25 protein-coding genes and 1 pseudogene are annotated in these 24707 nt (G+C 69.1%); 10 read left to right on the forward strand and 16 right to left on the reverse strand.

Annotation, left to right across the window (positions count from 1 at the left end; translation table 11 throughout):
* The 6 genes and pseudogenes from ACNJ7E_RS41320 to ACNJ7E_RS41345 all read right to left on the reverse strand — a co-directional run.
* Positions 1 to 172: pseudogene (locus ACNJ7E_RS41320) on the reverse strand (sensor histidine kinase KdpD); the annotation flags it as partial.
* Between the two features lie 7 nt (positions 173 to 179).
* Positions 180 to 830, reverse strand: a complete 651-nt coding sequence (locus ACNJ7E_RS41325; protein WP_009473937.1) for a potassium-transporting ATPase subunit C — start codon at positions 828 to 830, stop codon at positions 180 to 182.
* 6 nt (positions 831 to 836) lie between these two features.
* Complete coding sequence (kdpB, locus tag ACNJ7E_RS41330) at positions 837 to 2939, reverse strand: potassium-transporting ATPase subunit KdpB (RefSeq protein WP_418342525.1); 2103 nt, start codon at positions 2937 to 2939, stop codon at positions 837 to 839.
* Complete coding sequence (kdpA, locus tag ACNJ7E_RS41335; protein ID WP_280782448.1) at positions 2936 to 4651, reverse strand: potassium-transporting ATPase subunit KdpA; 1716 nt, start codon at positions 4649 to 4651, stop codon at positions 2936 to 2938. Before kdpA ends, kdpB begins: the two co-directional genes overlap by 4 nt.
* Positions 4651 to 4749 (reverse strand): K(+)-transporting ATPase subunit F, encoded by a 99-nt coding sequence (gene kdpF, locus ACNJ7E_RS41340; protein ID WP_105415108.1) that lies wholly within the window; start codon positions 4747 to 4749, stop codon positions 4651 to 4653. Before kdpF ends, kdpA begins: the two co-directional genes overlap by 1 nt.
* Positions 4750 to 4990: 241 nt before the next feature.
* Positions 4991 to 5620: a pyridoxamine 5'-phosphate oxidase family protein gene (locus ACNJ7E_RS41345; RefSeq protein WP_283333654.1), complete on the reverse strand. Its 630-nt coding sequence runs from the start codon at positions 5618 to 5620 to the stop codon at positions 4991 to 4993.
* Between the two features lie 77 nt (positions 5621 to 5697).
* On the opposite strand from ACNJ7E_RS41345, the gene pdxR reads away from it, so the two are divergent.
* Genes pdxR through ACNJ7E_RS41360 form a run of 3 tightly spaced genes read left to right on the forward strand, consistent with a single transcriptional unit; the run spans position 5698 to position 9198 of the window.
* Positions 5698 to 7146 (forward strand): MocR-like pyridoxine biosynthesis transcription factor PdxR, encoded by a 1449-nt coding sequence (gene pdxR / locus ACNJ7E_RS41350; protein ID WP_418342526.1) that lies wholly within the window; start codon positions 5698 to 5700, stop codon positions 7144 to 7146.
* A 39-nt stretch (positions 7147 to 7185) separates the two neighbouring features.
* On the forward strand, positions 7186 to 8631 hold the full coding sequence (locus ACNJ7E_RS41355) for an amidase (protein WP_280782444.1): 1446 nt from the start codon (positions 7186 to 7188) through the stop codon (positions 8629 to 8631).
* A 3-nt stretch (positions 8632 to 8634) separates the two neighbouring features.
* Positions 8635 to 9198, forward strand: a complete 564-nt coding sequence (locus ACNJ7E_RS41360; protein WP_105415104.1) for a TetR/AcrR family transcriptional regulator — start codon at positions 8635 to 8637, stop codon at positions 9196 to 9198.
* Positions 9199 to 9249: 51 nt separating this feature from the next.
* Here ACNJ7E_RS41360 and era read toward each other — a convergent pair whose 3' ends face one another.
* The 5 genes from era to ACNJ7E_RS41385 are packed head-to-tail and all read right to left on the reverse strand — an operon-like array spanning position 9250 to position 13475.
* Positions 9250 to 10167 (reverse strand): GTPase Era, encoded by a 918-nt coding sequence (gene era, locus ACNJ7E_RS41365; RefSeq protein ID WP_005247923.1) that lies wholly within the window; start codon positions 10165 to 10167, stop codon positions 9250 to 9252.
* Positions 10160 to 10492, reverse strand: coding sequence for a cytidine deaminase (locus ACNJ7E_RS41370; RefSeq protein ID WP_105415158.1), 333 nt, complete (start codon positions 10490 to 10492; stop codon positions 10160 to 10162). The genes era and ACNJ7E_RS41370 overlap by 8 nt, the downstream gene beginning before the upstream one ends.
* Positions 10485 to 11801 (reverse strand): hemolysin family protein, encoded by a 1317-nt coding sequence (locus ACNJ7E_RS41375; RefSeq protein WP_280782443.1) that lies wholly within the window; start codon positions 11799 to 11801, stop codon positions 10485 to 10487. The genes ACNJ7E_RS41370 and ACNJ7E_RS41375 overlap by 8 nt, the downstream gene beginning before the upstream one ends.
* A gap of 21 nt (positions 11802 to 11822) precedes the next feature.
* Positions 11823 to 12365: an rRNA maturation RNase YbeY gene (gene ybeY, locus ACNJ7E_RS41380; protein WP_054248715.1), complete on the reverse strand. Its 543-nt coding sequence runs from the start codon at positions 12363 to 12365 to the stop codon at positions 11823 to 11825.
* A 36-nt stretch (positions 12366 to 12401) separates the two neighbouring features.
* Complete coding sequence (locus tag ACNJ7E_RS41385) at positions 12402 to 13475, reverse strand: PhoH family protein (protein ID WP_005247930.1); 1074 nt, start codon at positions 13473 to 13475, stop codon at positions 12402 to 12404.
* A gap of 129 nt (positions 13476 to 13604) precedes the next feature.
* Between ACNJ7E_RS41385 and ACNJ7E_RS41390 the strand changes: the two genes are divergently transcribed.
* Positions 13605 to 14060, forward strand: coding sequence for a hypothetical protein (locus ACNJ7E_RS41390; protein WP_280782442.1), 456 nt, complete (start codon positions 13605 to 13607; stop codon positions 14058 to 14060).
* Here the strand turns inward: ACNJ7E_RS41390 and ACNJ7E_RS41395 are convergent.
* The 4 genes from ACNJ7E_RS41395 to hrcA form a co-directional block, all read right to left on the reverse strand.
* A complete protein-coding gene (locus ACNJ7E_RS41395) occupies positions 14034 to 14795 on the reverse strand; it encodes an alpha/beta hydrolase family protein (RefSeq protein WP_280782441.1) in 762 nt (253 codons plus the stop codon). The two genes, ACNJ7E_RS41390 and ACNJ7E_RS41395, sit on opposite strands and share 27 nt — an antisense overlap.
* Positions 14796 to 14801: 6 nt before the next feature.
* Complete coding sequence (locus tag ACNJ7E_RS41400; protein WP_418342527.1) at positions 14802 to 15563, reverse strand: 16S rRNA (uracil(1498)-N(3))-methyltransferase; 762 nt, start codon at positions 15561 to 15563, stop codon at positions 14802 to 14804.
* A 2-nt stretch (positions 15564 to 15565) separates the two neighbouring features.
* Entirely contained in the window at positions 15566 to 16717 is a 1152-nt protein-coding gene (gene dnaJ, locus ACNJ7E_RS41405) for a molecular chaperone DnaJ (RefSeq protein ID WP_005247937.1), read from the reverse strand.
* A gap of 86 nt (positions 16718 to 16803) precedes the next feature.
* On the reverse strand, positions 16804 to 17847 hold the full coding sequence (gene hrcA / locus ACNJ7E_RS41410; RefSeq protein ID WP_105415156.1) for a heat-inducible transcriptional repressor HrcA: 1044 nt from the start codon (positions 17845 to 17847) through the stop codon (positions 16804 to 16806).
* Positions 17848 to 18056: 209 nt separating this feature from the next.
* Here hrcA and ACNJ7E_RS41415 point away from each other — a divergent pair, with 209 nt between their 5' ends.
* The gene (locus ACNJ7E_RS41415; RefSeq protein ID WP_005261240.1) at positions 18057 to 18374 is read left to right on the forward strand and encodes a type II toxin-antitoxin system VapB family antitoxin; all 318 of its coding nucleotides are present in this window, start codon (positions 18057 to 18059) and stop codon (positions 18372 to 18374) included.
* A 93-nt stretch (positions 18375 to 18467) separates the two neighbouring features.
* Here ACNJ7E_RS41415 and hemW read toward each other — a convergent pair whose 3' ends face one another.
* Entirely contained in the window at positions 18468 to 19691 is a 1224-nt protein-coding gene (gene hemW / locus ACNJ7E_RS41420) for a radical SAM family heme chaperone HemW (protein WP_418342528.1), read from the reverse strand.
* 138 nt (positions 19692 to 19829) lie between these two features.
* Between hemW and ACNJ7E_RS41425 the strand changes: the two genes are divergently transcribed.
* From ACNJ7E_RS41425 to ACNJ7E_RS41445, 5 genes are all read left to right on the forward strand, one after another.
* Positions 19830 to 19922, forward strand: a complete 93-nt coding sequence (locus ACNJ7E_RS41425; RefSeq protein WP_368681498.1) for an Ms4527A family Cys-rich leader peptide — start codon at positions 19830 to 19832, stop codon at positions 19920 to 19922.
* A gap of 120 nt (positions 19923 to 20042) precedes the next feature.
* Positions 20043 to 21764, forward strand: a complete 1722-nt coding sequence (locus ACNJ7E_RS41430; RefSeq protein ID WP_418342529.1) for a nitrite/sulfite reductase — start codon at positions 20043 to 20045, stop codon at positions 21762 to 21764.
* Entirely contained in the window at positions 21728 to 22468 is a 741-nt protein-coding gene (locus ACNJ7E_RS41435) for a phosphoadenylyl-sulfate reductase (RefSeq protein WP_283333647.1), read from the forward strand. The genes ACNJ7E_RS41430 and ACNJ7E_RS41435 overlap by 37 nt, the downstream gene beginning before the upstream one ends.
* On the forward strand, positions 22465 to 23418 hold the full coding sequence (gene cysD / locus ACNJ7E_RS41440; RefSeq protein WP_280782437.1) for a sulfate adenylyltransferase subunit CysD: 954 nt from the start codon (positions 22465 to 22467) through the stop codon (positions 23416 to 23418). Before ACNJ7E_RS41435 ends, cysD begins: the two co-directional genes overlap by 4 nt.
* Before the next feature lie 2 nt (positions 23419 to 23420).
* Entirely contained in the window at positions 23421 to 24707 is a 1287-nt protein-coding gene (locus ACNJ7E_RS41445; RefSeq protein WP_280782436.1) for a sulfate adenylyltransferase subunit 1, read from the forward strand.

Genomic DNA, 24707 nt, shown 5'->3' on the forward strand with positions numbered 1-24707 from the left:
GGGTCTCCACCACGGCCGCGACCACGTCGCACCCCCGCTCCCGGCGGCGGTGCGCCTCACCGAGCATCGCGAACGTCTTGCCGACACCCGGTGCGGCTCCGAGATAGATGCGCAGTTCACCGCGTCGGCGTTCGGCGTCCCGGCGCACGCCCTCGGTTCCGGTACCACTCACCTCGCCATCATCCACCAGCGGTCGGGGCGGTGCACTCGGGAGCGGTCAGGCCGAGGGCCAGGTTCAGTTCGAGGACGTTCACCCGTTCCTCACCGAGGAAGCCGAGTTGCCTTCCCTCGGTGTTCTCGTCGACGAGTTGCCGGACCCGGGTCTCGCTGAGACCGTTCTCCGCGGCCACCCTCGGCACCTGCAACGCCGCGTACGCGGGGCTGATGTGCGGGTCGATGCCCGAGCCGGATCCGGTGACCGCGTCCGCCGGTACCTTGGAGGGGTCCACCCCCTCCCGGGTCGCGATCGCCGCCCGCCGGTCGGCGATGAACGTCGCCAGGATCTCACTGCTCGGCCCCTGGTTGGTGGGCAGGGCGGTGGCGGGATCGCCCGGCGCGAACGGATCCTGTTCGGCCACCGACCCGGTGACCCGGTTGTGGAAGAACGGATCCGGCTCCCCCGCAGGCACCTGCGGGTCGACACCGACCCACCGGCTCCCGACGACGCACCCGGTGCTGTCGCGCACCGCAGACCCCTCGGCCGCCCCTGCGCCGATCCTGCTCACCCCCCACACTGCGGCGGGATAGAGCACACCGAGGACTGCTGTGAGTGCGAGCAGGACGAGTAGTCCGGCCCAGGTCTGCCGGAGCAGGCCGATGAGAAATCGCATGCGGGATCACCCAATTCCGGGAATGAGACGGACGACGAGGTCGATGAGCCAGATCCCGGCGAACGGCGTGATCACACCGCCGAGACCGTAGATCAGCAGGTTGCGGCCCAGCAGCGTCGACGCCGACGACGGACGGTAGCGAACGCCTTTCAGCGACAACGGGATCAGCGCGACGATCACCACGGCGTTGAAGATCACCGCCGACAGGATGGCCGATTCCGGGGTGGCCAGCCGCATGACGTTCAGCGTGTCCAGCTGCGGATAGATTCCGCTGAACAGGGCGGGGAGAATCGCGAAGTACTTGGCCAGGTCGTTGGCGAGCGAGAACGTGGTGAGCGCCCCGCGGGTGATGAGCAGTTGCTTGCCGATCTCCACCACCTCGATGAGCTTGGTGGGATCCGAATCGAGATCCACCATGTTCCCGGCTTCCTTCGCCGCGGACGTGCCGGTGTTCATCGCCACCCCGACATCCGCCTGGGCCAGCGCCGGGGCGTCGTTGGTGCCGTCCCCGGTCATCGCGACGAGCCGGCCGCCCTCCTGTTCTCTGCGGATCAGCGCGAGCTTGTCCTCGGGTGTCGCCTCGGCCATGAAGTCGTCGACACCGGCCTCGGCCGCGATGGCCTTCGCCGTCAACGGGTTGTCGCCGGTGATCATCACCGTGCGAATCCCCATGGCCCGCAGTTCCGCGAACCGCTCGGCGATACCCGGTTTCACCACGTCCGACAGCGCGATCACCCCGAGGACGGTCGCTGCGTCTCCGTGAACGGTGGCGACCACCAGCGGTGTTCCCCCGGCCTGCGCGATCTGGTTCACACTGTCGGTGACCGCGGGCGCCGCCTGCCCGCCGAGCGCCTGCACCCACGTCAGCACGGCGTCGCTCGCGCCCTTGCGGATCCGGGCGCCGTCGATGTCGAGTCCGCTCATCCGGGTCTGCGCCGTGAACGGCACGAACTCCTCCGCTCGCTCCGCCTCGGACGGTGCCGGGTCCAACCCGAAGTCGCGGACACACAGGTCCACGATGCTGCGCCCCTCGGGCGTGCCGTCCGCGAGGCTGGACAACCGTGCGGCCGTGGCCAACTCGATCGCGGAAACCCCCGGTGCGGGATGCAGGGCCGTGGCCTGCCGGTTGCCGAACGTGATGGTGCCGGTCTTGTCCATCAGCAGGGTGTCGATGTCGCCGGCGGCCTCCACCGCCCGCCCCGACATCGCCAGGACGTTCCGCTGCACCAGCCGGTCCATCCCGGCGATGCCGATGGCCGACAGCAGGGCCCCGATCGTGGTGGGGATCAGGCAGACCAGCAGCGCGATCAGCTTGATCGGATCCTGCTCCTGGCCCGCGTACAGGCCCATCGGGCCGATCGCGACGACGGCCAGCAGGAAGATGATCGTCAGCGACGCCAGCAGGATGTTCAGCGCGATCTCGTTCGGCGTCTTCTGCCGCGCCGCCCCCTCCACGAGGGCGATCATCCGGTCCACGAACGACTGTCCGGGGGCCGCGGTGATGCGCACGACGATCCGGTCGGACAGCACGGTCGTGCCACCGGTGACGGCACACCGGTCGCCACCGGATTCGCGGACGACGGGCGCCGATTCGCCGGTGATGGCCGACTCGTCCACGGTCGCGATTCCGTCGACGACGTCGCCGTCGCCGGGTATCACCTCTCCCGCCTCGACGACCACCCGGTCGCCGACGGTGAGTTCGGTACCCGCCACCGACTCCACCCGGCCGCTCGCCGTGATCCGGTGGGCGACCGTGTCCTGCTTCACCTTCCGCAGGCTCGCCGCCTGCGCCTTGCCCCGCCCTTCCGCGACCGACTCGGCCAGATTCGCGAACAGCACCGTGAACCACAGCCAGGCGACGACGGCCCAGGAGAACACCGACGGGTCGGCGACGGCCATGACGGTGGTGACGACGGAGCCGACGAACACCACGAACATCACCGGGTTGCGGGCGAGGTGCCGGGGGTCGAGTTTGCGCAGGGCGCCCGGGAGCGCCGTCACCAGCTGGGCGGGGCTGAAGATTCCCGCCTTCACGGGCGCCGGGTCGTGGCCGGCCTCGGGCGTCGTCGCCGTCCCGGATTCCGGACGACTGGTCACGTTCACACTCACTGCAGAGCCTCCGCGATCGGTCCCAGCGCGAGGGCCGGGAAGAATGTCAACGCCGCGACGAGCACGACGGTGCCGGTGAGGAGCCCGGTGAACATCGGGCCCGCCGTCGGCAGGGTCCCGGCGCCTGCGGCCGTCTTCTTCTGCGACGCCAGGGATCCGGCGAGCGCGAGGACGAAGATGATCGGCAGGAACCGGCCGAGCAGCATGCACAGGCCGAGAGCGGTCTGGAACCAGTCGCTCGTCACCGTCAGCCCGCCGAACGCACTGCCGTTGTTGTTCGAGGCCGACGCGAACGCGTACAGCACTTCCGAGAACCCGTGGATGGATCCGGGGCTTCCGGGGTCGCCGCTGTTGCCCTGGTAGCCGGTGGTCGAGGACAGGATCACGGTGATTCCGGTCCCGATCAGGACGAGCGCCGGCATCACCAGCACCGACAGGGCGGCGAGGGTGATCTCCCGCTGCCGCAGCTTCTTGCCCAGGTATTCGGGTGTGCGGCCGACGAGGAGTCCGCCGACGAAGACGGCGATCAGGGCGAGGACGAGAATTCCGTAGAGCCCCGTGCCGACACCGCCGGGCGCGATCTCGCCGAGCAGCATATTGAGCAGTACGGCTCCGCCGCCGAGCGGCGACAGGCTGTCGTGCGCCGAATTCACCGCGCCCGTGGACGTTCCGGTGGTGCTCACGGCGAACAGTGCCGTGCCGGGGACTCCGAAACGAACCTCCTTGCCCTCCATCATCGCGCCCGCGGCGGTGGCGGCGACGCCGCGCCGACCCGACTCCGCGGCTAGCGTGACCGCGAGGAGCGATCCCCACAGGATGCCCATCACGGCGAGCAGGGTCAGCCCCTGGCGGTGCCCGGACACCTCGCTCGCTCGGTCGTGAGGATCGCCGACCATGGTGCCGAACGTGCGGGTGAGGGAGACCGGGATCAGCAGGATCGCGAGGATTTCGACGATGTTGCTGATCGGCGTCGGGTTCTCGAACGGGTGCGCCGAATTGGCGGCGAGAATCCCGCCGCCGTTGGTGCCGAGTTCCTTGATCGCTTCCTGCGAGGCGACGGGTGCGAGTGCGTTGGTGACGGAGTTGCCGTCCAGACCGGTGGACGCGAAGCCCGGGTGGAAGGACTGGATCACGCCCTGGCTCAGCAGGATCAGCGCGATCACGAAGGAGAACGGCAGCAGAATACGCAGGCTGCCCCGGGTGAGGTCCACCCAGAAGTTGCCGATCTCACCGCCGCGCGACACCCGGACGAACCCGCGGATCAGCGCCACCGCGACGGCCATGCCCACCGCTGCGGACACGAAGTTCTGCACGGCGAGCCCGACCGGCTGGGTCAGGTTGCTCATCGTGGTCTCGGGCGCATACGACTGCCAGTTGGTGTTCGTCACGAACGACACGGCCGTGTTGAACGCCACCGCGGGACTGACCCCGGAGAGGTCCCCGGACAGCGGCAGCACGCCCTGGATGCGCTGCAGGGCGTAGAGGAACAGCACACTCGCCGCGGAGAATCCCAGCACGCTGCCCGCGTAGCCGTACCAGGTCTGCTCGGTGTGGGGGTTGATGTGGCACAGGCGGTACAGGACGGATTCGACCCGCAGGTGACGGCGTGATTCGTATACGCGCGCCATGTAGTCGCCCACCGGCACATATGCGACCGCGAGTACCGCGAGGACGAAGGCGACCTGCAGTCCGGCCGCCAGGGCAGGCGTCATCAGAACCGCTCCGGGTCGATGAGCGCGATCAGGAGGTACACGACGAGCGCGGCGGCAATCGCGACGAGCGCGACCGCGAGTGTTCCGGCGCCCGTCATTTCACGCGTCCGGTCTGCAGGGCACGGAGAACGAGCGCGCAACAGGCGAATCCGCCGAGGACGAGCGCGACGTAGGCCACATCGGCCATGTGAGGATCCCTCTTCGTACTGATCCTGCGGTTCAGCGCAGGCATGACACCCCACGGTTGTGGGGTGTCATGCCAGCATCACGCCGGATCTCGGCGAAAGAGGCGGCGCTGACGAAGCGCTTACGGGACCACTCCGGCTCTTGACGCTTTCCTTACGCGGTCCGGGTCAGCCGCGACACGGACGCGGGCACGGGTGTGCCGCTCGCCACCCACGGCGCCGGGACGGGCGCGCCGGCGACCGACCGAACCGGGACCACGCCGGCCCAGGCGCTGCTGGTTTCGGCCGGTTCGCCCGGTGGTGCGTCCCGCACCTTGACGGTCCACTGGCCCGGCGTGATCGGGAGGGCGAGGGCCAGTGTCGCGGCGAGTTCCTTGCGCCGGTGCCCCCGGACCTCCGTGCTGCGGCCGGGGATCAGCACGTCCGACAGTGCGTTCAGTGCGTCGGCGGATTCGTCTTCGCCGAGAGTGACGAGGTTGCCCCGCACCACCGCCGAACGGTAGTTGGCAGACGAGTCGAACAGGGTGTCCGCGACGACGATTCCGTCGAGCATCGCGACGCACAGCGCCGCCGGTGCGCCTGCCGCCACCTGCCGCAGCGCGCCGGCTCCGGTGGAGCCGTGCAGCAGGATCCTGTCGCCGTCGCGGGCGTACAGCATCGGCACGGCCCACGGCAGCCCGTCGACGACGGTGGCGAGGGTGCCCATCGGCGCGGCGTCGAGGACGGCGTCGAGTTGCGCGCGTTCGGTGCGGGCACGGTCCGGGTATCTCATGATCTTGTCCACGAGACCATCCTCACCCCTATGTGGATCAGCTTCCAGATCCACAATCATCATTATCGGCAGACCAGTATGGTGGAACCATGCCCCGGATCTGCCCCGAACTGCACCTGACGTTGCGGCTCCCCGACACCGACGCGCCGCTGCGGCACCGCATCGCGGAGTCGATCCTCGACGAGATCCGCGTGGGTCGCCTGCGACCCGGCGACCCACTGCCCTCCTCGCGGGCGCTGGCCGCACACCTGACGGTCGCGCGGGCGTCGGTGGTCGACGCCTACGACGAACTCTGCTCGTCCGGATACGCGAACGCCCGCGCCGGTTCCGGCACCCGGATCGCACCGGGCGCCGATGTCGCGGCCCGCGCGCACGTCGCCTCGCACACGGTCACCCGAACGTCGAATCGGGGCTTCTCCGCCACCCCCGGGACACCGGCGGCGCGGTGGGATCTCACTCCGGGCCACCCCGATCCCGCCCTGATCTCCACCGTCGACTGGCGCCGGGCGTGGCGGACGGCCGCCGCCGCGGCCGTGACCTCGGACGTCCCGGGCCCCGGCGCGCACCCGGAGTTGCGACGGTCCCTCGCGGTACATCTACGCCGCACCCGGGGGATCGCGGCGCGCCCCGACGAACTGGTGATCGTTCCCGGAGTCGCCGCTGCGCTCCGCACCCTCGTGGCCGCAGCAGAACTCGGCGGCCGGGACGTGGTGTTCGAGGAGCCCGGCTACAGCCGGGCCCGCACCGTCCTCGACGATTCGGGGGTGCGGACGCGCAGCGTGTCCGTGGACGGCGACGGCCTCGACCCCGCCCTGCTGCGCGCCACCGACGCCGCGGCCTATTGCACGCCCGCCCATCAGTACCCGATGGGGGCCCGGATGCCGGTGGGCCGCAGGGCGCGGCTCGTGGCCGACGCCGCGGCCTCCGGAACGGTGATCATCGAGGACGACTACGACGGCGAGTTCCGATACGACGTGTCGGCACTGCCCGCCCTGCGCAGCATCGACCGCGGGCCGGAATGCGTGGCGTACGTGGGCACGGCGTCGAAGATCCTCACTCCCTCGATCCGGGTGGCGTGGGTGATCGCGCCTCCGGCGCTCCGGCAGGGACTCGTCCGGGCCCTCGACGCGAGCGGTGAGGCGTGCTGCGCGACCACCGCCCTCGCGCTGGCGCATTTCATCGACTCCGGTGCGCTGTCACAGCACCTCGCCCGCGCCTCCCGCACCTACTCGGCCCGCCGGGCGGCCTTCGTCACGGCACTGCAGCAGCAATTGTCCGCGGTCGACACGGACGGTGCCGGGCTGGCCGGCATCGAGGCCGGCCTCCACGTCGTCCTGACGCTGCCCGATTCCGTCGACGACGTCGCCGTGTCGGCTGAGCTGCAGGACCACGGCGTGACGGTCCCGAGCCTCGCCGATTACCGCACCACAGCGGACGGCCCGCGGGGGCTGGTCTGCGGGTACGCCCGACTCCCCGAATCGCAGGCTCGCGGGGCGGCCGAGGCAATCGGGAGGGTGGTCCGGCAACACCTCGGCTGATACTGTTCGTTCGAACGAACAGTCACGGGGAGGGGCGACATGAGCGCGGGACAACTGGACGATCGACGGCAACGCGACAACGACGGGAATCGGTCTCCGGGACTCGTCGAGCAGGCGCAGGCGCTGGCCTCGGGCGCCACCACGTCGGTCGCGGCCACCCGCGCCGCCCTCGACCGCATCGACGCGAGCCAGCCGACGCTCAACGCGTTCAAGGTGATCCGCCGGACCAAGTCACTGGCCGAAGCCGCCGAGGCCGACCGCCGGATCGCCGCCGGTGAGCGCCTGCCGCTGCTCGGGGTCCCGATCGCCGTGAAAGACGACGTCGACGTGGCCGGCGAGCCGACCGCGTTCGGGTGCCCGGGCAACTTCCCGCCCGCGGCGCGCGACTCCGAGCTGGTGCGACGCCTGCGCGCCGCCGGCGCCGTCGTCGTGGGCAAGACCAACAGTCCGGAGCTGGGACAGTGGCCGCTGACCGGCGGTCCCGCCTTCGGGTACACCCGCAATCCCTGGAACGGTGACCACACCCCCGGGGGGTCGTCCGGCGGCGCTGCGGCGGCCGTGTCCGCCGGTGTGGTGGCCGCGGCGATCGGTTCGGACGGCGCCGGGTCCATCCGCATCCCCGCCGCCTGGACCAACCTCGTCGGGATCAAGCCTCAACGCGGCCGAATCTCCACCTGGCCGGCAGCCGAGGCGTTCTACGGCCTCACCGTCAACGGCCCGCTGGCCCGGACGGTCGCCGACGCGGCGCTGCTTCTCGACGTCGCGTCGGGACCGCACGAAGGCGACCTGCACACGCCCGCACCGGTCACCGTCAGCGACGCCGTCGGCCGCGACCCCGGACCGCTGCGGATCGCGCTGTCGCTGCGGATCCCGTTCACCGCGACCCCCACCGCGCTGCATCCCGAAGTCCGCCAGGGCGTCGCACGGATCGCCGAGGCGCTGCGCAAGCTCGGGCATCGCGTCGTGGTGGACGACCCCGACTACGGGATCATGTTCGGGCTCGGCTTCCTCCCGCGGTCGATGGTCGGCATCGACGACTGGGTACGGAAGGTCCCGGACCCGTCACTCGTCGACCCCCGCACGAAGGGCAACGCCCGGACCGGGCGACTGTTGCGTGGGGCACCGCTACGCGCCGCCCGCGCCGCCGAGCCGAGGATGCAGCGACGGGTGGGGGCGATCTTCGACAAGTACGACCTCGTCCTCGCCCCGACTACCGCGACTCCCCCACCGAGGGTCGAGGGGATCGACGGCATCAGCTCGTGGGCCACGGACAAGGTGATCACCGCGGTCTGCCCGTACGCGTGGCCGTGGAACGTGCTGGGCTGGCCCAGCGTGAACGTGCCGGCCGGGTTCACGTCCGGCAACCTGCCGACCGGAGCCCAGCTGATGGGACACGAGGGTGCCGAGCCGCTGCTGGTGTCGGTTGCGGCTCAGCTGGAGTCGGTGTTGCGGTGGGACCTGGAACGTCCCGAGAAATGGTGGTGACCGGTGGCTTCGACGGACGTTCGTGACCGCATCCTCGCGGCGGCGTTGCACATCGTCGGCACGGAAGGCATTCCCGGCGTGACCAATCGGCGGATCGCCGCGCAGGCCGGGGTGTCGCTCGGCTCCATCACGTACCACTTCCCCACGCAGACGGACCTGTTGCGCGCCGCGCTGTCCGGGTTCGTGACGGAGGAGACGCAGCGGCTGTCGGAGCTGGCGGAGGGGTACCGGGACAAGGGACTGAGCCTGGAGGACGCCGCGGCGCTCACCGGGAAGGTCGCGAAGGACCTGGCGTTCTCCGCCGAGCGGATCGCCCCGTTCGAGCTGTACATCCAGGCGGGACGCGACCACGAGCTGCGTCAGGCCGCAGCCGAATGTTTCGCCGCGTACGACGATTTGACGGTGACGATCCTCACCGCCCTCGGCGTCCCGGACGCCGCGTCCGTCGCACCGACCATCGTCGCGACCATCGCCGGCCTGCAGCTCAGGAGACTCGCGACCGGAAGCGACGGCGATCACGACTTCGCGACGTCGGTGCTCCTCCTTCTGAGGGCCGCCGCCCCGTGAGTGGTTGACGAGCCTCTGGACTCGTTCACCACGCACGGGTGGCGCAGCCGCCTAGAACCCCAGGCGGCCCAGCTGTTTCGGGTCGCGCTGCCAGTCCTTGGCCACCTTGACGTGCAGTTCGAGGAAGATCTTGGTGCCGAGCAGCTTCTCGATCTGCAGCCGGGCCTTGGTCCCCACTTCGCGGAGGCGGGCGCCGCCCTTGCCGATCACGATGCCCTTCTGGGACGGGCGTTCGACGTAGAGCAGGGCGTGGACGTCGAGCAGTTCGCCCTGCTTCTCGGTGCGTCCCTCGCGGGGGATGATCTCTTCGATGACCACGGCCAGGGAGTGCGGCAGTTCGTCGCCGAGCCCCTCGAGTGCGGCCTCGCGGATGAGTTCGGCCATCAGCGTCTCTTCGGGCTCGTCGGTGAGCTCGCCGTCCGGGTAGAACGCCGGGCCCTCCTCCATCTTCGACGCGAGGACGTCGACGAGCACCTCCACCTGCTCACCGGAGGCGGCGGACACGGGCACGACATCCGTCTCGGGACCGAGGAGCTTGGACACGGCCAGCAACTGCTGCCCGACCATGTCCTTGCTGACCTTGTCGATCTTCGTGACGATGCCGACGAGCGTGGTCTTCGGCGCGATCTGACGGACCTGCTGCACGATCCACCGGTCGCCGGGGCCGATCTTCTCGTCTGCCGGGATGCACAGGCAGATCACGTCGACCTCGGAGTAGGTGTCCCGCACGAGGTCGTTGAGGCGCTGGCCGAGGAGCGTCCGGGGGCGGTGCAGCCCGGGGGTGTCGACGAGGATCAGCTGCGCGTGGTCGCGGTGCACGATGCCGCGGATGGTGTGGCGGGTGGTCTGCGGACGCGAGGACGTGATCGCGATCTTGCTGCCCACCAGCGCGTTGGTCAGCGTGGATTTGCCCGTGTTGGGCCGTCCGACGAAACAGACGAATCCGGAACGGAATTCGGTTTTACTCATGTTGCTCCTCGATCACGGATCCATCGGTTCGCGCGAAGACGACGGCCGCCTGCGCACTGACTTCGTGTAGGGCGGCGATGCCCGGGTCTTCCGGGTCGCCGCCGATCACGACTGCGGCCTCGAATCCCTCGGCGCCACTCGACACCGCCGCCGCGACGGCAGCCTGCAGCGCGGTCAGCGACAGCGCGGCCAGCGCGACCGCGCCCGCCGAGTAGGTGCGGCCGTCGAGATCGCGGACGGCCGCGCCCTGACCACTTCCGGTGCGGCCGAACGCTCCTCGCGCGAGCACGACCAGTTTGGCGTCTTCGTCGCCCAGTTCAGTCATCGCCGTCCTCCCGGTCGCCGTCGCCACTGTCGTCCTCGTCGATGGGGGCGCGTTGCACGAAGACCGTGCTGATGCGCACCCGCCCGCGCACGTCGGGTGAGCCCTCGCCGCGCAGGACGAGACCGTGCGAGACGACCTCCGACCCCGGGAGCGGCACCCTGCCGAGCTCGTAACCGATGAGCCCGCCGACTGTTTCGACCTCGTCGTTCTCGACCTCGATGCCGAACAGTTCGCCGAGATCCTCGATCGGCAGACGCGCGGAGACCCGGTACATGCCGTCGCCGAGATCCTCGACGGGCGGTGTCTCGTCCTGGTCGTACTCGTCGGCGATCTCACCGACGATCTCCTCGATGACGTCCTCGATGGTGACGAGCCCGGCGATTCCGCCGTATTCGTCGACCAGCACGGCCATGTGGTTGCGGTCGCGCTGCATCTCGGCGAGCAGGCTGTCGAGGGGCTTGGAATCGGGCACGAACACGGCGGGCCGCATCACGTCGGCGACGCGGACGCTGCGTCCGCCGTCGCGCGAGTGGTACGTCTCCTGCACGAGATCCTTGAGGTACACCACACCGAGCACGTCGTCGACGTTCTCCCCGATCACGGGGATCCGCGAATGTCCGCTGCGGACAGCCAGCGACGTCGCCTGTCCGGCGCTCTTGTCGCTCTCGATCCACACCATCTCGGTGCGCGGCACCATCACCTCGCGGGCGGACGTGTCGCCGAGTTCGAACACCGACTGGATCATCCGGCGTTCCTCGTCGGCCACCACGCCACGCTCCTGCGCCATGTCGACGAGTTCGCGCAGTTCGATCTCGGAAGCGAAGGGGCCGTTGCGAAATCCCTTACCCGGGGTGATCGCGTTACCGATCAGGATCAGGAGGCGGCTGATCGGACCGAGCAGAGTTCCGATGACCTGCAGGGGAAACGACGTGATCAACGCGATCGAGTAGGCGTGCTGGCGACCGAGCGTCCGGGGGCCGACCCCGATCACCACGTAGTCGACGAGCACCATGATGATCGCGGTGAACGTGAGCGCCCACACGGGCTCGAGGAGATCGGACAGGCCACCGACGAGCACCACCGTGGCCGTGATCTCGCACAGGATGCGCAGCAGCACCATGAGATTCACGTAACGCGGGCGATCCGACAGGATGCGGAGCACGCGGGTGGCTCCGGGGCGATCCTCCTTCGCCATCTCCTCGATGCGCGCGGACGAGATCGTGTTAAGTGCGGAATCGACGGCGGCGAAGACACCACCGAGCGGGACGAGGACGATCGCGAGGACGATCAGCGCGATGGCGCTACTCACAGAAGACCCTTCACGTGGCGGTTACTGGTCCGGTGAGTCGAAGAAGCCGGCCTTGCCGAGCAGCTTCTGATCCCGGGCAGCGAGTGCGGCGTCGCGTTCGGCCCTGCGAAGATCCTCGTACCAGTCTTCGAGCAACTGGTTCTGCAGGCCGAACATCTCCTTCTCTTCCTCCGGTTCGGCGTGGTCGTAGCCGAGGAGGTGGAGCACACCGTGCACGGTGAGCAGAGCGAGTTCGTGTGCGAGCGGGTGACCGGCCTTGTCGGCCTGGTCCGCGGCGAAGGACGGGCACAGCACGATGTCACCGAGCATCGACGGGCCGGGCTCGGGCGAGTCCGGGCGACCGCCGGGCTCGAGCTCGTCCATCGGGAACGACATCACGTCGGTGGGACCGGGCAGGTCCATCCATCGCATGTGGAGGTCGGCCATGGTGGCCGAGTCCACGAGGACCATCGACAACTCGGCCGCGGGGTGCACGTCCATCCTCGCGATCACGAAGCGGGCAACGCTGATCAGCTCCTCTTCGGAGACGTCCATGCCCGATTCGTTCGAGACTTCGATGCTCATGTGTGTCGCTTCCTCCTGGTTCCGGCGACACTCACCCTACCGTCGTGGAGAACGCGAGTGCGCCGCTCTCCGCTGTGCGCGGTTCCCGAGCTCGACCTTGCCGTCCCGGTCCGCCTCGAATCGCTCGTACGCGTCGACGATGTCGGACACCAGCCGGTGCCGGACCACGTCGCTGCTGTTGAGTTCGGCGAAGTAAATATCGTCGATGTCGCCGAGGATCTCGGTGGCCGCGCGGAGCCCGGACCGGGCACCGCCCGGCAGGTCCACCTGCGTGACGTCGCCGGTGACCACGACCTTGGAGCCGAAGCCCAGCCGGGTGAGGAACATCTTCATCTGCTCGGCGGTGGTGTTCTGCGCCTCGTCGAGGATGATGAACGCGTCGTTGAGCGTGCGACCACGCATGTACGCCAGCGGCGCCACCTCGATGACACCCGACTGCATCAGCTTCGGGATGGCCTCGGGGTCCATCATGTCGTGGAGTGCGTCGTGCAGCGGGCGCAGGTACGGATCGATCTTCTCGTGCAGCGTGCCGGGCAGGAACCCGAGCCGCTCCCCCGCCTCGACCGCGGGACGGGTGAGGATGATCCGCGATACCTGCTTGGTCTGCAGGGCCTGCACCGCCTTCGCCATGGCGAGGTAGGTCTTGCCGGTGCCGGCGGGCCCGATGCCGAACACGATGGTGTTGGCGTCGATCGCGTCGACGTAGCGCTTCTGGTTCAGCGTCTTCGGCCGGATCGTCTTGCCGCGCCGCGACAGGATGTCGAGGGTCAGGACCTCGGCGGGCGATTCGCTCAGCCCCTGCGTGAGCATGCCGACCGTGCGACGCACCGCGTCGGGGGTCAGCGGTTGCCCGCGACCGACGATGGAGCCCAGTTCCGCGATGACCCGTTCGGCGAGCGCGACGTCGCCGGGCCGTCCCGTCAGTGTGACGGCGTTGCCGCGTACATGGATGTCTGCGTCCAGGACCCGTTCGAGAGCGCGCAGATTCTCGTCGGAAGAACCGAGGAGAGGCGGGACCGTTTCGGGTGGGAGATCGATACTCGAACGCACGGTGCGTTCCGCCGGACGCGTGGCGCCGAACGTCTCGCCGTTCTGGTCTTGTTCGCTCACGTGAGGAATATGGCCTTCTTCCCGGTTCCTGGGCGGTCACGACGGTCGTCGTGATGAGGGAAGTCTATCGCTCGCAGGTCACGGCGCCCACCCGATTACGCGACGCCGTCACCACTTCGGGACGTCCTGATGCTCGCGCAACCGGTGCCGCGCCTCGTCCACGACGCGGGCCCCGTCGGCAGGCGTCGGCCCGAGCACCGCGAGGTACGCGACCGCGCACGATGCCCCCGAATCCTGCACTTCGCCGGAATTCGCCTGGTCCAGCAGGGTGATCGTCGTCGATTCCGCGAGAGGTACGACGAGAACACCCGGGAACGCTGCCCCGCTCTACGACCCGCACCTCCCGGTTGCGCACCACCCCGAGGAGATCTGGATGCGCTGCTCGCCGAGTTCGCGGCGGGCGAACGACACACAGCATGCGGAACCGGTCACCGATCGGTCACCCGCGCCGAGCACCTCCCGGCACTCCTGGACGGGAACGGCCAGGGAATCGGGGCCGCGATCGTGGCCCTCGTCCTGCCCGGACGCCCGGTGACGCCCGAATCCGGCGACCGCGGTTCAGAACTCGCCGGCGTCGGACAGTAGGGCGTCCCGCGAGATCTTCCAGCAGTCGGTCTCGGGATTCAGGAAGGCGTAGTGGTCTTCGCCGTCGACGACATGCAGCGCGACCGGATCCCCGGCCGCCCGCGCGGCCTCGCTGTACCGCACACTCACCTTCGCCGGAACCTGCGCGTCCTCCGTGCCGTGGACGCACACCACCGGCACCCCGGTGGGGATGCGGTGCAGTGGGGACGCGGCGCGGTACCGGTCGGGGTCTTCGTCGAAGGGGACTCCCAGGAGATCCTCGATGTAGCCGATCCGCCGGCCCCGCTCCCCTGCGGACGCGAGGTCGAGGGCGCCTGCCTGGGAGACGACCCGCTCCGGCCGGACGGCCGTCCGCTTCTCCCCGGCGAGCCACACCGCGAGCTGTCCGCCGGCAGAGTGGCCGACGACCCGGACCTTCGACAGGTCGAACGGGACGGGCGACTGCTCGGCGACCGGTCCGGCGATCGCCTCGAGCGCGGCGAGAACGTCGGCGGACATCTCGTCCCACCGGCCGCCCGCACCGAGCCTGCGGTATTCGATGTTCCAGACGGCGACGCCGTGGCGGGCGAGGTCGACCGCGAAGCTCGTGCCCAGGTTCAGGTGGTACTTCCCGCTCCAGAAGCCGCCGTGGACGACCATCACCACCGGGACCGCGGCGGCCACGGGCTCCTCGGGCGGGTAGAAGTGCCCGAACTGCTGCGGTTCGGTTCCGTAGGCGATGCGAATGCGGTCCACGGACAGTCAGGCTAGCGGGGCCGCACCCCAGCGGTCCGTGAGGACACCGATGGCGCCCAGCGCGACGGCCGCGGCGGTCGAGGTCCGCAGAACGTGCGGGCCGAGCAGCACCGGGACGGCGCCTGCGTCCGTCAGTGCGGCGATCTCCTCCTCGGAGATTCCGCCCTCGGGGCCGACGACGAGCACGATCTCGGCCGCCGAGCGCAGCGGAAGCTCGGCGAGGCCCTGGGTGGCCGCCTCGTGCAGCACGGCGACGACGCCGCCCCGGCCGACCACCTCACGGACGACGGCGAGCATTCCGGCGGTGCGGTGCAGTTCCGACACCTCGGGGACGATCGGCCGCCGGGACTGCTTGGCGGCGGCGAGCGCCGCGCTGCGCCAGCGAGCGACACCCTTCGCGAGCTTGGGGCCCTCCCACCGCGCCACACACCGCGAGGACTGCCACGGCACGATCGCGTCGACGCCGGCCTCGGTGGCCAGCTCGACCGCCAACTCGGACCGCTCCGCCTTCGGAAGCGCTTGCACCACAGTCACACTCGGCGACGGCGCGGACACCTGACGACGCTCGTGAACGGTGAGTTCGAGCCGGTCCTTGGCGGCCGCCGTCACCTCGGTGTCGGCGAGACCACCCCGGCCGTCGGCCAGCACGATCCGCTCCCCGATGCCGATCCGGCGCACCGTCGCGGCGTGCCTGCCCTCCGGGCCGTCCAGGACCGCGGTGCTCCCCACCTCGGGCAGCGGGTCGAGGAAGAAGACCGTCGCCGCCACGGTCAGCGACCGCTGAACGCTTCGCGCAGGCGTGAGAACAATCCGCCGCTGTGCTGCGACTGGGTGGAGACGACCTCGGCGACGTCGCGGTCGCGCAGGTCCTTGAGTTCGCGGAGAAGCTTCGTCTCCTTGTGGTCCAGTCGCGACGGAACCACGACCTCGAGGTGGGCGTGCACGTCGCCGCGGATACCGGAACGCAGCTTCGGCATGCCGTGCCCGCGCAGGACCGTCACCGATCCCGGCTGGGTCCCCGGCTCGATGGTGATCTCCTTGGGCCCGTCGATGATCGTGTCGATCGTCACGGTCGTGCCGAGGGCGGCGTCGATCATCGGAACCCGGATCGTGCAGTGCAGGTCTTCGCCGTCGCGCACGAACACCTCGTGCGCCTGCTCGACCACCTCGACGTACAGGTCGCCTGCAGGTCCGCCACCGGGGCCGACCTCGCCCTGCGCGGCGAGCCGGATCCGCATTCCGCCTGCGACGCCTGCGGGCACCTTCACCGTGATGTCGCGGCGGGCGCGGACCCGGCCGTCGCCGCCACACTTGTGGCAGGGGTCGGGGATCGTCTCGCCGGCGCCGCGGCAGGTGGGGCACGGCCGCGACGTCATGACCTGGCCGAGGAACGAACGCTGCACCGACTGGACCTCGCCGGCGCCGCCACAGGTCTCGCAGCGCACCGGCTTGGAATCGCCGTTGGTGCCCGCACCGGTGCAGCTGTCGCACAGGATCGCCGTCTCGACGGTGACCTGCTTGCTCACGCCGGTCGCGCACTCCGCCAGCGTCAGCCTGGTGCGCAGGAGTGAATCGGCGCCCGGCTGGACGCGGCCGCGGGGCCCGCGGCCCGCACCGCCTCCGCCGCCGAAGAACGCTTCGAACACGTCGCCGAGGCCGCCACCGAAACCGCCGCCGAAGCCGGCTCCACCTCCGCCGCCACCCGAGGAGAGGGGGTCGCCGCCGAGGTCGACGATGCGACGCTTCTCCGGATCGGACAGCACCTCGTAGGCCGTCGAGATGTCCCGGAACCGGGCCTGCGCCGCCTCGTCGGGGTTCACGTCGGGATGCAGTTCCCTCGCAAGCTTGCGGTACGCGCGCTTGAGCTCCTGATCGGTCGCCTTCTGATCGACGCCGAGCGTTGCGTAGTAATCCCGTGCCACGTTGAGTCTCTCGTCCTTCTCTACTTCGTTATCTCGCTACCGGTACGTGTGCTCGTTCACGGTGGCGCTGTCGCCGGGGCCGGCCGTCACCGCTCGGCGAGCACCTGGCCGATGTATCTCGCAACGGCTGCCACCGACGCAATTGTTCCCGGATAGTCCATTCGGGTGGGTCCGAGGACGCCCATTCCACCGAGCACGGTGCCTGCCGCACCGTAACCGGTCGAGATGACGGAGGTGCCGCGCATCTGCTCCACCTGGGTTTCCTCACCGATCCGCACCGTCACGGTGCCCGCGTCCTGCGTGGCGGCCAACAGCTTGAGCACCACCACCTGCTCCTCCAGCGCCTCGAGGACCGCCCGCAGCGAACCGGGGAATCCGCTGATTCCCGAGAAGTCGGCGGCGTTGCGGGTCAGATTCGCGGTGCCGCCGAGGACCAGCCGCTCCTCGGGGTGCTCGACGAGCGTCTCCACCAGCACGGTCGCCGAACGGATCACGGCATCGCGCAGATCCTCCGGGGCCTCGTCGGCCAGCTCCGATACCGCGATGGACGCCGCCGCCAGCCGCTTGCCGTCGAGGGCGCCGCCGAGCAACCCGCGCAGCCGTGCCAGATCCTCGTCGTCCAGCACGTCGCCGAGTTCGACGATGCGCTGATCCACTCGGCCCGAATCGGTGATGAGCACGAGCAGCAGGCGGGCAGGCGTCAGCGCGACAACCTCGAGGTGCCGGACCGACGACGCCGAGAGTGTGGGATATTGCACAACCGCGACCTGGCGTGTGAGTTGCGCGAGCAGGCGCACACCACGCCGGAGGACGTCGTCCAGGTCGACGCCGGATTCGAGGAAATCGAGGATCGCGCGCCGCTCCGCCGTCGACAGCGGCTTCACGTCGGCGATGCGGTCGACGAACTGCCGGTAGCCCTTGTCCGTGGGAACACGACCGGAACTCGTGTGCGGCTGGGCGATGTAGCCCTCGCTCTCGAGAAACGCCATGTCGTTGCGGACCGTCGCACTGGAAACGCCCAGGTTGTGCCGCTCGACCAGCGCCTTCGATCCCACCGGCTCCTGGGTCGAGACGTAGTCGGCGACGATGGCGCGGAGAACCTCGAACCGTCTGTCGTCCGTACTCGACATCGCCGTCCACCTCCAGTTCTCGATCATCACGGGCAGCGGCGTCACCGAACCTTCGTTCGGATCGGCCGCCACATCCCCTGAGCTACGTGCAGATGCACGTGCATCTCGGCTCGGTCCAGTCTAATCGCCGCGCCGCCGATACCGGTTCAGGCCTTACTGTGGTGACCGGAGACGAGCAGAGGCAACGACCACGGGCGGATGACGAGGCGATGATTTTCAAAGGTGTCATGGACGGCAAGCCGTACCCGGACCACGGGTTGTCGCTGCGCGACTGGTCCAAGATCCCACCCCGGCAGGTGCGGCTCGACGAGATCGTCACCACGACCAAGGTTCTCGAGCTCGACCGGTTGCTGTCGGAGGACTCGACGTTCTACGGCGACCTGTTCCCGCACGCGGTCCAGTGGCACGGGGTGCTCTATCTCGAGGACGGGCTGCACCGGGCCGTGCGCTCGGCACTGCGGAACCGCGTGGTGCTGCATGCCCGCGTCTTCGACTACGACGAGATGCCCGGCATCGTCACGGCCTGAGGTTTCGAGGGCTGAGCGGTCGAGGGCTGAGCGGTCGAGGGCTGAGCGGTCGAGGGCTGGGCGGTCGAGGGCTGGGCGGTCGAGGGCTGGGCGTCAGCGCAGCACCGTCCGGACCACGGCGTCGGCGAGGAGCCGCCCGCGGTCGGTCAGCACCAGGTGCTCGCCCTCGCGCACGAGCAGTCCGTCGGCCACCACGGTCTCGGCCGCGCGCTGCTCCGCGGCATCCAGCTCCGCCACCGGCAGTCCCGTCCGCAGCCGCGCGGTCAGCATCACCCGCTCGACGTGGACGTCCTCCGCCGTCAGCTGTTCGCTCCCACCGACGGGCAGACTTCCCACCGCCAGCTGGTCCGCGTAGCGCGCCGGATGCTTGACGTTCCACCAGCGGACTCCGCCGACGTGGCTGTGCGCGCCCGGCCCGGCGCCCCACCAGTCCCCGCCGTCCCAGTACCCCAGGTTGTGCCGGCAACGTGATTCCCCCGTCGCGACGTCAGCCGATGCCCAGTTCGACACCTCGTACCAGGTCAGGCCCGCTTCCGCGAGCCGCGCGTCGATGCGCTCGTACCGCGACGCCAGGACGTCGTCGTCGGGCGCGGGCAGTTCGCCGCGGCGCACCTTCCTCGCCAGCGCCGTGCCGTCCTCGACGATCAGGGCGTAGGCGGATACGTGGTCCACCCCGGCGGACAGCACGGCGTCCAGCGAGAGGTCGAGGTCCTCGTCGCGCTCCCCCGGCGTTCCGTAGATGAGGTCGAGATTGACGTGCTCGAACCCGGCGGCCCGCGCCTCCTGCGCCGCCGCCACGGCGCGTCCCGGCGTGTGGGTGCGGTCGAGCACCTTCAGCACGTGCTGCGCCGCCGACTGCATGCCCAGCGAGATCCGCGTGAATCCGCCGGCGCGCAACCGCTCGAAGAACTCCGGCGACGTGGACTCCGGGTTCGACTCGGTGGTCACTTCGGCGCCCTTCGCGAGGCCGAAGCTCGAGCGGACCGCACCGAGAACGTCCGACAGTCCGTCGCCGCCGAGGAGTGACGGCGTGCCGCCGCCGACGAACACCGTGTCCACGGCCGGGGCGCCCGTCATCTGCGCGGCGAGGTCGAGTTCGCGGCGCAGACCTTCCATCCACGACTGCGGCGACGCGGACGTCCCCAGCTCGCCTGCCGTGTACGTGTTGAAATCGCAGTATCCGCAGCGTGTGGCACAGAAAGGCACGTGCACATAGATCCCGAACGGGCGGCTCCCCACACCCTTCAACGCACTCCCGGGCAGCGCGAATGCCGCCGCCTCGTCGCGTCCGACCGTGGTAGTGCTCGTTCCGTTCACCCTTACAGTCTCCATGGTCGGCTCACCTCCGGTGTCCACCCGGCCGTCGCGGGCCCCTCCTCGTGATATTTCCCGCAAAAATGGTGGAAATCGGTGCCCGGCTCTGCGTGAGCGATCTGACGTGGCACAATGGTCGGCATGACCGGACCCGGAGTGCGACTTGTGGCGCGTCGTCACGTCGATCTCAAGCGTGTCTGCAGCTGTTGTTGTCTGCCCTGTATCGCGCAGTAATTCAGCCTGTCAGCCCGTTCATCATTCTTCTCGACTTCCGGCCGGATTCGAATGCCCCGAGCGAGGATCAGCCCTCCTCCTCGGCCTCAGCCGGTGCATCTTGAGATTCAGGAGTGCTCCATGACGTCGACCACCGACGCCTCCCCCGCTGCCGTTGACGCAGCACCCGCGCGTACGCGCACGGCGAAGCCGGCTCGGCGACGCGCCGAAGGCCAGTGGGCCCTCGGCTACCGCGAGCCCCTCAATGCCAACGAGCAGGCCAAGAAGGACGACAACCCGCTCAACGTCCGGGCCCGTATCGAGAACATCTACTCGAAGCAGGGCTTCGACAGCATCGACAAGGGTGACCTGCGTGGCCGTATGCGCTGGTGGGGTCTCTACACCCAGCGCGAGCAGGGGTACGACGGCACCTTCACCGGTGACGAGAACATCGACCTGCTCGAAGCCAAGTACTTCATGATGCGGGTCCGCTGCGACGCCGGCGCCCTGAACGTCGAGCAGCTGCGCACCATCGCCGGTATCTCCACCGAATTCGCGCGCGACACCGCCGACCTCTCGGACCGCGAGAACGTCCAGTACCACTGGATCGAGGTCGAGAATGTCCCGGAGATCTGGAAGCGCCTCGAAAGCGTCGGCCTCAAGACCACCGAGGCGTGCGGTGACTGCCCCCGCGTCGTCCTGGGTTCACCGCTGGCCGGTGAGTCGTTGACCGAGGTCCTCGACCCCACTCCCGCGATCGATGAGATCGTCCGCCGCTACATCGGCAAGCCCGAGTACTCGAATCTGCCACGCAAGTTCAAGACCGCGATCTCCGGTCAGCAGGACGTGGTGCACGAAATCAACGACGTCGCGTTCGTCGGGGTCAACCACCCCGAGCACGGTCCCGGCCTCGACCTGTGGGTCGGCGGCGGGCTGTCCACCAACCCGATGCTGGCGCAGCGGGTCGGCGTCTGGGTGCCGCTCGACGAGGTTCCCGACGTGTGGGAGGCCGTCGTGTCGATCTTCCGCGACTACGGTTACCGCCGGCTGCGGAACAAGGCCCGCCTGAAGTTCCTGGTCAAGGACTGGGGTATCGAGAGGTTCCGCGAGGTCCTCGAAACCGAGTACCTGAAGCGCAAGCTCATCGACGGCCCCGCGCCGGAGAAGCCCACCCGGCCGATCGACCACGTCGGTGTGCAGAAGACCCGCAACGGTCTCAACGCCGTCGGCGTCGCCCCCATCGCAGGTCGCGTGTCCGGCACAATCCTGGCCAAGGTCGCGGACGCCGCGGAGCGGGCGGGCAGCGACAAGATCCGCTTCACGCCGTACCAGAAGCTGATCATTCTCGACGTCGCCGACGACAAGCTCGAGCAGCTGATCGCCGACCTGGACGAGGTGGGCCTGCCCGCGCGTCCGTCGCACTGGCGTAAGAACCTGATGGCGTGCTCGGGCATCGAGTTCTGCAAGCTCTCGTTCGCGGAGACGCGGAAGCGCTCGCAGGTGCTCGTTCCCGAACTCGAGCAGCGGCTCGCCGACATCAACGCGCAGCTCGACGTGCCGATCACGATCAACATCAACGGCTGCCCGAACTCCTGCGCCCGCTCGCAGGTAGCCGACATCGGATTCAAGGGGATGCTCGTCGACGACGGCGAGGGCAACCAGGTGGAGGGCTTCCAGGTTCACCTCGGCGGCAGCCTCGGATTCGATTCGGCCTTCGGCCGGAAGCTTCGCCAGCACAAGGTCACCAGCACCGAACTCGGTGACTACATCGATCGCGTCGTCCGCCACTTCGTGAAGCACCGCAACGAGGGTGAACGCTTCGCGGAATGGGTCGTGCGCGCAGACGAAGGAGACTTGCGTTGAATCTCGCCACAGCCACCCAGGACGACCTACGGCTCCTTGCCGCGCAGGGCGCGGCAAGTCTCGAGGGCGCCTCTGCGCAGGAACTGCTGCAGTGGACCGAGGACACGTTCGGAAGCGACTACATCGTCGCCTCGAACATGCAGGACGGCGTTCTGGTCCACCTCGCCGCCCAGGTCCATCCCGGTGTGGACGTGCTGTTCCTCGACACCGGATACCACTTCGCGGAAACCATCGGCACCCGTGACGCCGTCGAGCAGGTGTACGGCGTCAACGTGATCAACGCGCGGGCCGAGGCGAGTGTCGCCGAACAGGATGCGGCGGAGGGCAAGGATCTGTTCGCCCGCGAACCCAACCGGTGCTGCGCACTGCGGAAGGTCGCCCCGCTGAAGAAGACCCTCTCCGGCTACAAGGCGTGGGTCACCGGCATCCGGCGGGTCGAGGCGCCCACCCGCGCCAACGCCCCCCTGATCTCGTTCGACGACGCGTTCGGTCTGGTGAAGATCAACCCGATCGCCGCGTGGTCCGACGAAGACATGCAGTCCTACATCGACGAGCACTCGATTCTGGTGAATCCGCTCGTCGACGAGGGATATCCGTCCATCGGGTGCGCTCCGTGCACCAGCAAGCCAGCCCCCGGCAGCGATCCGCGCAGCGGCCGCTGGGCCGGTCAGGCCAAGACAGAATGCGGGTTGCACGCCTCATGACCATCGACATTTCCCATTCCCTCGCCGAATCCGCAGTCCGGCCGCAGTTGGACGGGTCGCAGTTCGACACGCTCGACGCCCTCGAGTCGGAAGCCATCCACATCTTCCGTGAGGTCGCGGGCGAGTTCGAACGCCCGGTGATCCTGTTCTCCGGCGGCAAGGACTCCACGGTGCTGCTGCACCTGGCGATCAAGGCGTTCTGGCCTGCGCCGCTGCCGTTCGCGCTGCTGCACGTCGACACCGGACACAACCTGCAGGAGGTCCTCGACTTCCGCGATCACGTCGTGTCCAAGTACAACCTGCGTCTGCACGTGGCGAAGGTCGAGGACTACCTGGCCGACGGCCGGCTCACCGAACGCCCCGACGGGATCCGCAACCCCCTCCAGACCGTTCCGCTGCTCGACGCCATCGCCGAGAACCGTTTCGACGCGGTCTTCGGTGGCGCCCGACGCGACGAGGAGCGCGCCCGCGCCAAGGAGCGCATCTTCTCGCTGCGCAACGCATTCGGCCAGTGGGACCCGAAGAAGCAGCGCCCCGAACTGTGGAACCTGTACAACGGCAAGCACTCCCCCGGTGAGCAGGTCCGCGTCTTCCCGCTCAGCAACTTCACCGAACTCGACATCTGGCGGTACATCGCCCGTGACAACGTCGAACTGGCCAGCATCTACTACGCGCACCAGCGCGAGGTGTACCAGCGCGACGGCATGTGGATGACGCCCGGTGTGTGGGGCGGACCGTCCGAGGGTGAGGACCTGCAGACGCTGTCGGTGCGGTACCGCACCGTCGGCGACGGATCCACCACGGGCGCAGTTCTTTCCGACGCCGGCGACAACGAGGCGATCCTCGCCGAGGTCGCAGCGTCCCGGCTGACCGAGCGCGGCGCGACCCGTGGCGACGACCGAGTTTCCGAAGCGGCCATGGAAGACCGCAAGCGAGAGGGCTATTTCTGATCATGAGCGACCTTCTGAGGCTTGCCACCGCCGGCAGTGTGGACGACGGCAAGTCGACCCTCGTCGGCCGTCTGCTGTACGACACGAAATCGGTTCTCGCCGATCAGATCGACGCCGTCACCCGGGCGTCGGTCGACAAGGGGCTGTCCACCCCCGACCTGTCCCTGCTGGTCGACGGTCTGCGTGCGGAGCGCGAACAGGGCATCACGATCGACGTGGCATACCGGTATTTCGCGACCCCCCGCCGCTCGTTCGTCCTCGCCGACACTCCCGGGCACGTGCAGTACACCCGGAACACGGTGTCGGGTGCATCCACCGCGCAGATGGTCATCCTGCTGGTCGACGCCCGCAAGGGTGTCATCTCCCAGACGCGCAAGCACGCCGCCGTTCTCGCGCTGCTCGGCGTCCCCAAGCTGGTGCTGGCCGTCAACAAGATCGACCTCGTCGAGGATCCGGCCACCGTGTTCGCGAACATTTCGGCGGAGTTCAACTCGCTGACCAGTTCGCTCGGCTGGGCGTCCGAGGACGTCGTCGAGATCCCGGTGTCGGCCCTGCACGGCGACAACGTCGCGGTGCGTTCGGAGAACACCCCGTACTACGACGGCCCCACGCTCATCGAGCATCTCGAGTCGGTGCCCGTCGACGCCGAACCCCACCGGGTCGGTCTCCGTTTCCCCGTCCAGTACGTGATCCGTCCGCGCACCCCGGAGTTCCCGGACTACCGCGGGTACGCCGGGCAGGTCGCCGCGGGTGAGGTGACTCCGGGCGACGAGGTCGTGATCCTGCCGTCCGGTGTCCGGACCACGGTCACCCGCATCGACACCGCGGACGGCGAACTCGACAGCGCCCACGCCGGCCGCAGCGTCACTCTCGTGCTGGCCGACGACGTCGACGTCTCCCGCGGCGACGTCATCGCCTCCCCCGCCGACGCCCCGGAGCCGCTCGGCGAGTTCGACGCGACGGTGTGCTGGCTGGCCGAGAAGCCACTGCGTCCCGGTGCCCGCCTGCTGCTCAAGCACGGCACCCGCACCACGCAGGCCATCGTCGGCACACTCGTCGAGCGTTTCAACGAGCAGGAGCTCACCTCGGAGCCCAGCCCGGAGTCGTTGGAACTCAACGAGATCGGCAAGATCTCGGTGCGTGTCGCCGAGCCGATCGTGGCGGACGACTACACCGTGAACCGCCACACCGGCAGCTTCCTGCTGATCGATCCGGCCGGCGGCAACACGCTCGCGGCCGGCCTCGTCGGAGACGCCATCGCAGCGGTGGAGCTCGGCGAGCGCGTCTAG

The sequence above is a fragment of the Rhodococcus mengyinensis genome (assembly GCF_048381435.1).
Lineage (GTDB): Bacteria > Actinomycetota > Actinomycetes > Mycobacteriales > Mycobacteriaceae > Rhodococcus_F > Rhodococcus_F opacus_D.

Coding starts and splice junctions, on each gene's coding strand:
- era (WP_005247923.1), bottom strand. CDS start 10,167: ATGAGTAAAACCGAATTCCGTTCCGGATTCGTCTGTTTCGTCGGACGG.
- cysD (WP_280782437.1), top strand. CDS start 22,465: ATGACCATCGACATTTCCCATTCCCTCGCCGAATCCGCAGTCCGGCCG.
- ACNJ7E_RS41445 (WP_280782436.1), top strand. CDS start 23,421: ATGAGCGACCTTCTGAGGCTTGCCACCGCCGGCAGTGTGGACGACGGC.
- ACNJ7E_RS41370 (WP_105415158.1), bottom strand. CDS start 10,492: ATGACTGAACTGGGCGACGAAGACGCCAAACTGGTCGTGCTCGCGCGA.
- ACNJ7E_RS41355 (WP_280782444.1), top strand. CDS start 7,186: ATGAGCGCGGGACAACTGGACGATCGACGGCAACGCGACAACGACGGG.
- ACNJ7E_RS41430 (WP_418342529.1), top strand. CDS start 20,043: ATGACGTCGACCACCGACGCCTCCCCCGCTGCCGTTGACGCAGCACCC.
- pdxR (WP_418342526.1), top strand. CDS start 5,698: ATGCCCCGGATCTGCCCCGAACTGCACCTGACGTTGCGGCTCCCCGAC.
- hrcA (WP_105415156.1), bottom strand. CDS start 17,847: ATGTCGAGTACGGACGACAGACGGTTCGAGGTTCTCCGCGCCATCGTC.
- ACNJ7E_RS41325 (WP_009473937.1), bottom strand. CDS start 830: ATGCGATTTCTCATCGGCCTGCTCCGGCAGACCTGGGCCGGACTACTC.
- ACNJ7E_RS41415 (WP_005261240.1), top strand. CDS start 18,057: ATGATTTTCAAAGGTGTCATGGACGGCAAGCCGTACCCGGACCACGGG.
- ACNJ7E_RS41435 (WP_283333647.1), top strand. CDS start 21,728: ATGGGTCGTGCGCGCAGACGAAGGAGACTTGCGTTGAATCTCGCCACA.
- kdpF (WP_105415108.1), bottom strand. CDS start 4,749: ATGACGGGCGCCGGAACACTCGCGGTCGCGCTCGTCGCGATTGCCGCC.
- ACNJ7E_RS41390 (WP_280782442.1), top strand. CDS start 13,605: ATGCTCGCGCAACCGGTGCCGCGCCTCGTCCACGACGCGGGCCCCGTC.
- kdpA (WP_280782448.1), bottom strand. CDS start 4,651: ATGACGCCTGCCCTGGCGGCCGGACTGCAGGTCGCCTTCGTCCTCGCG.
- ACNJ7E_RS41425 (WP_368681498.1), top strand. CDS start 19,830: ATGACCGGACCCGGAGTGCGACTTGTGGCGCGTCGTCACGTCGATCTC.
- ybeY (WP_054248715.1), bottom strand. CDS start 12,365: ATGAGCATCGAAGTCTCGAACGAATCGGGCATGGACGTCTCCGAAGAG.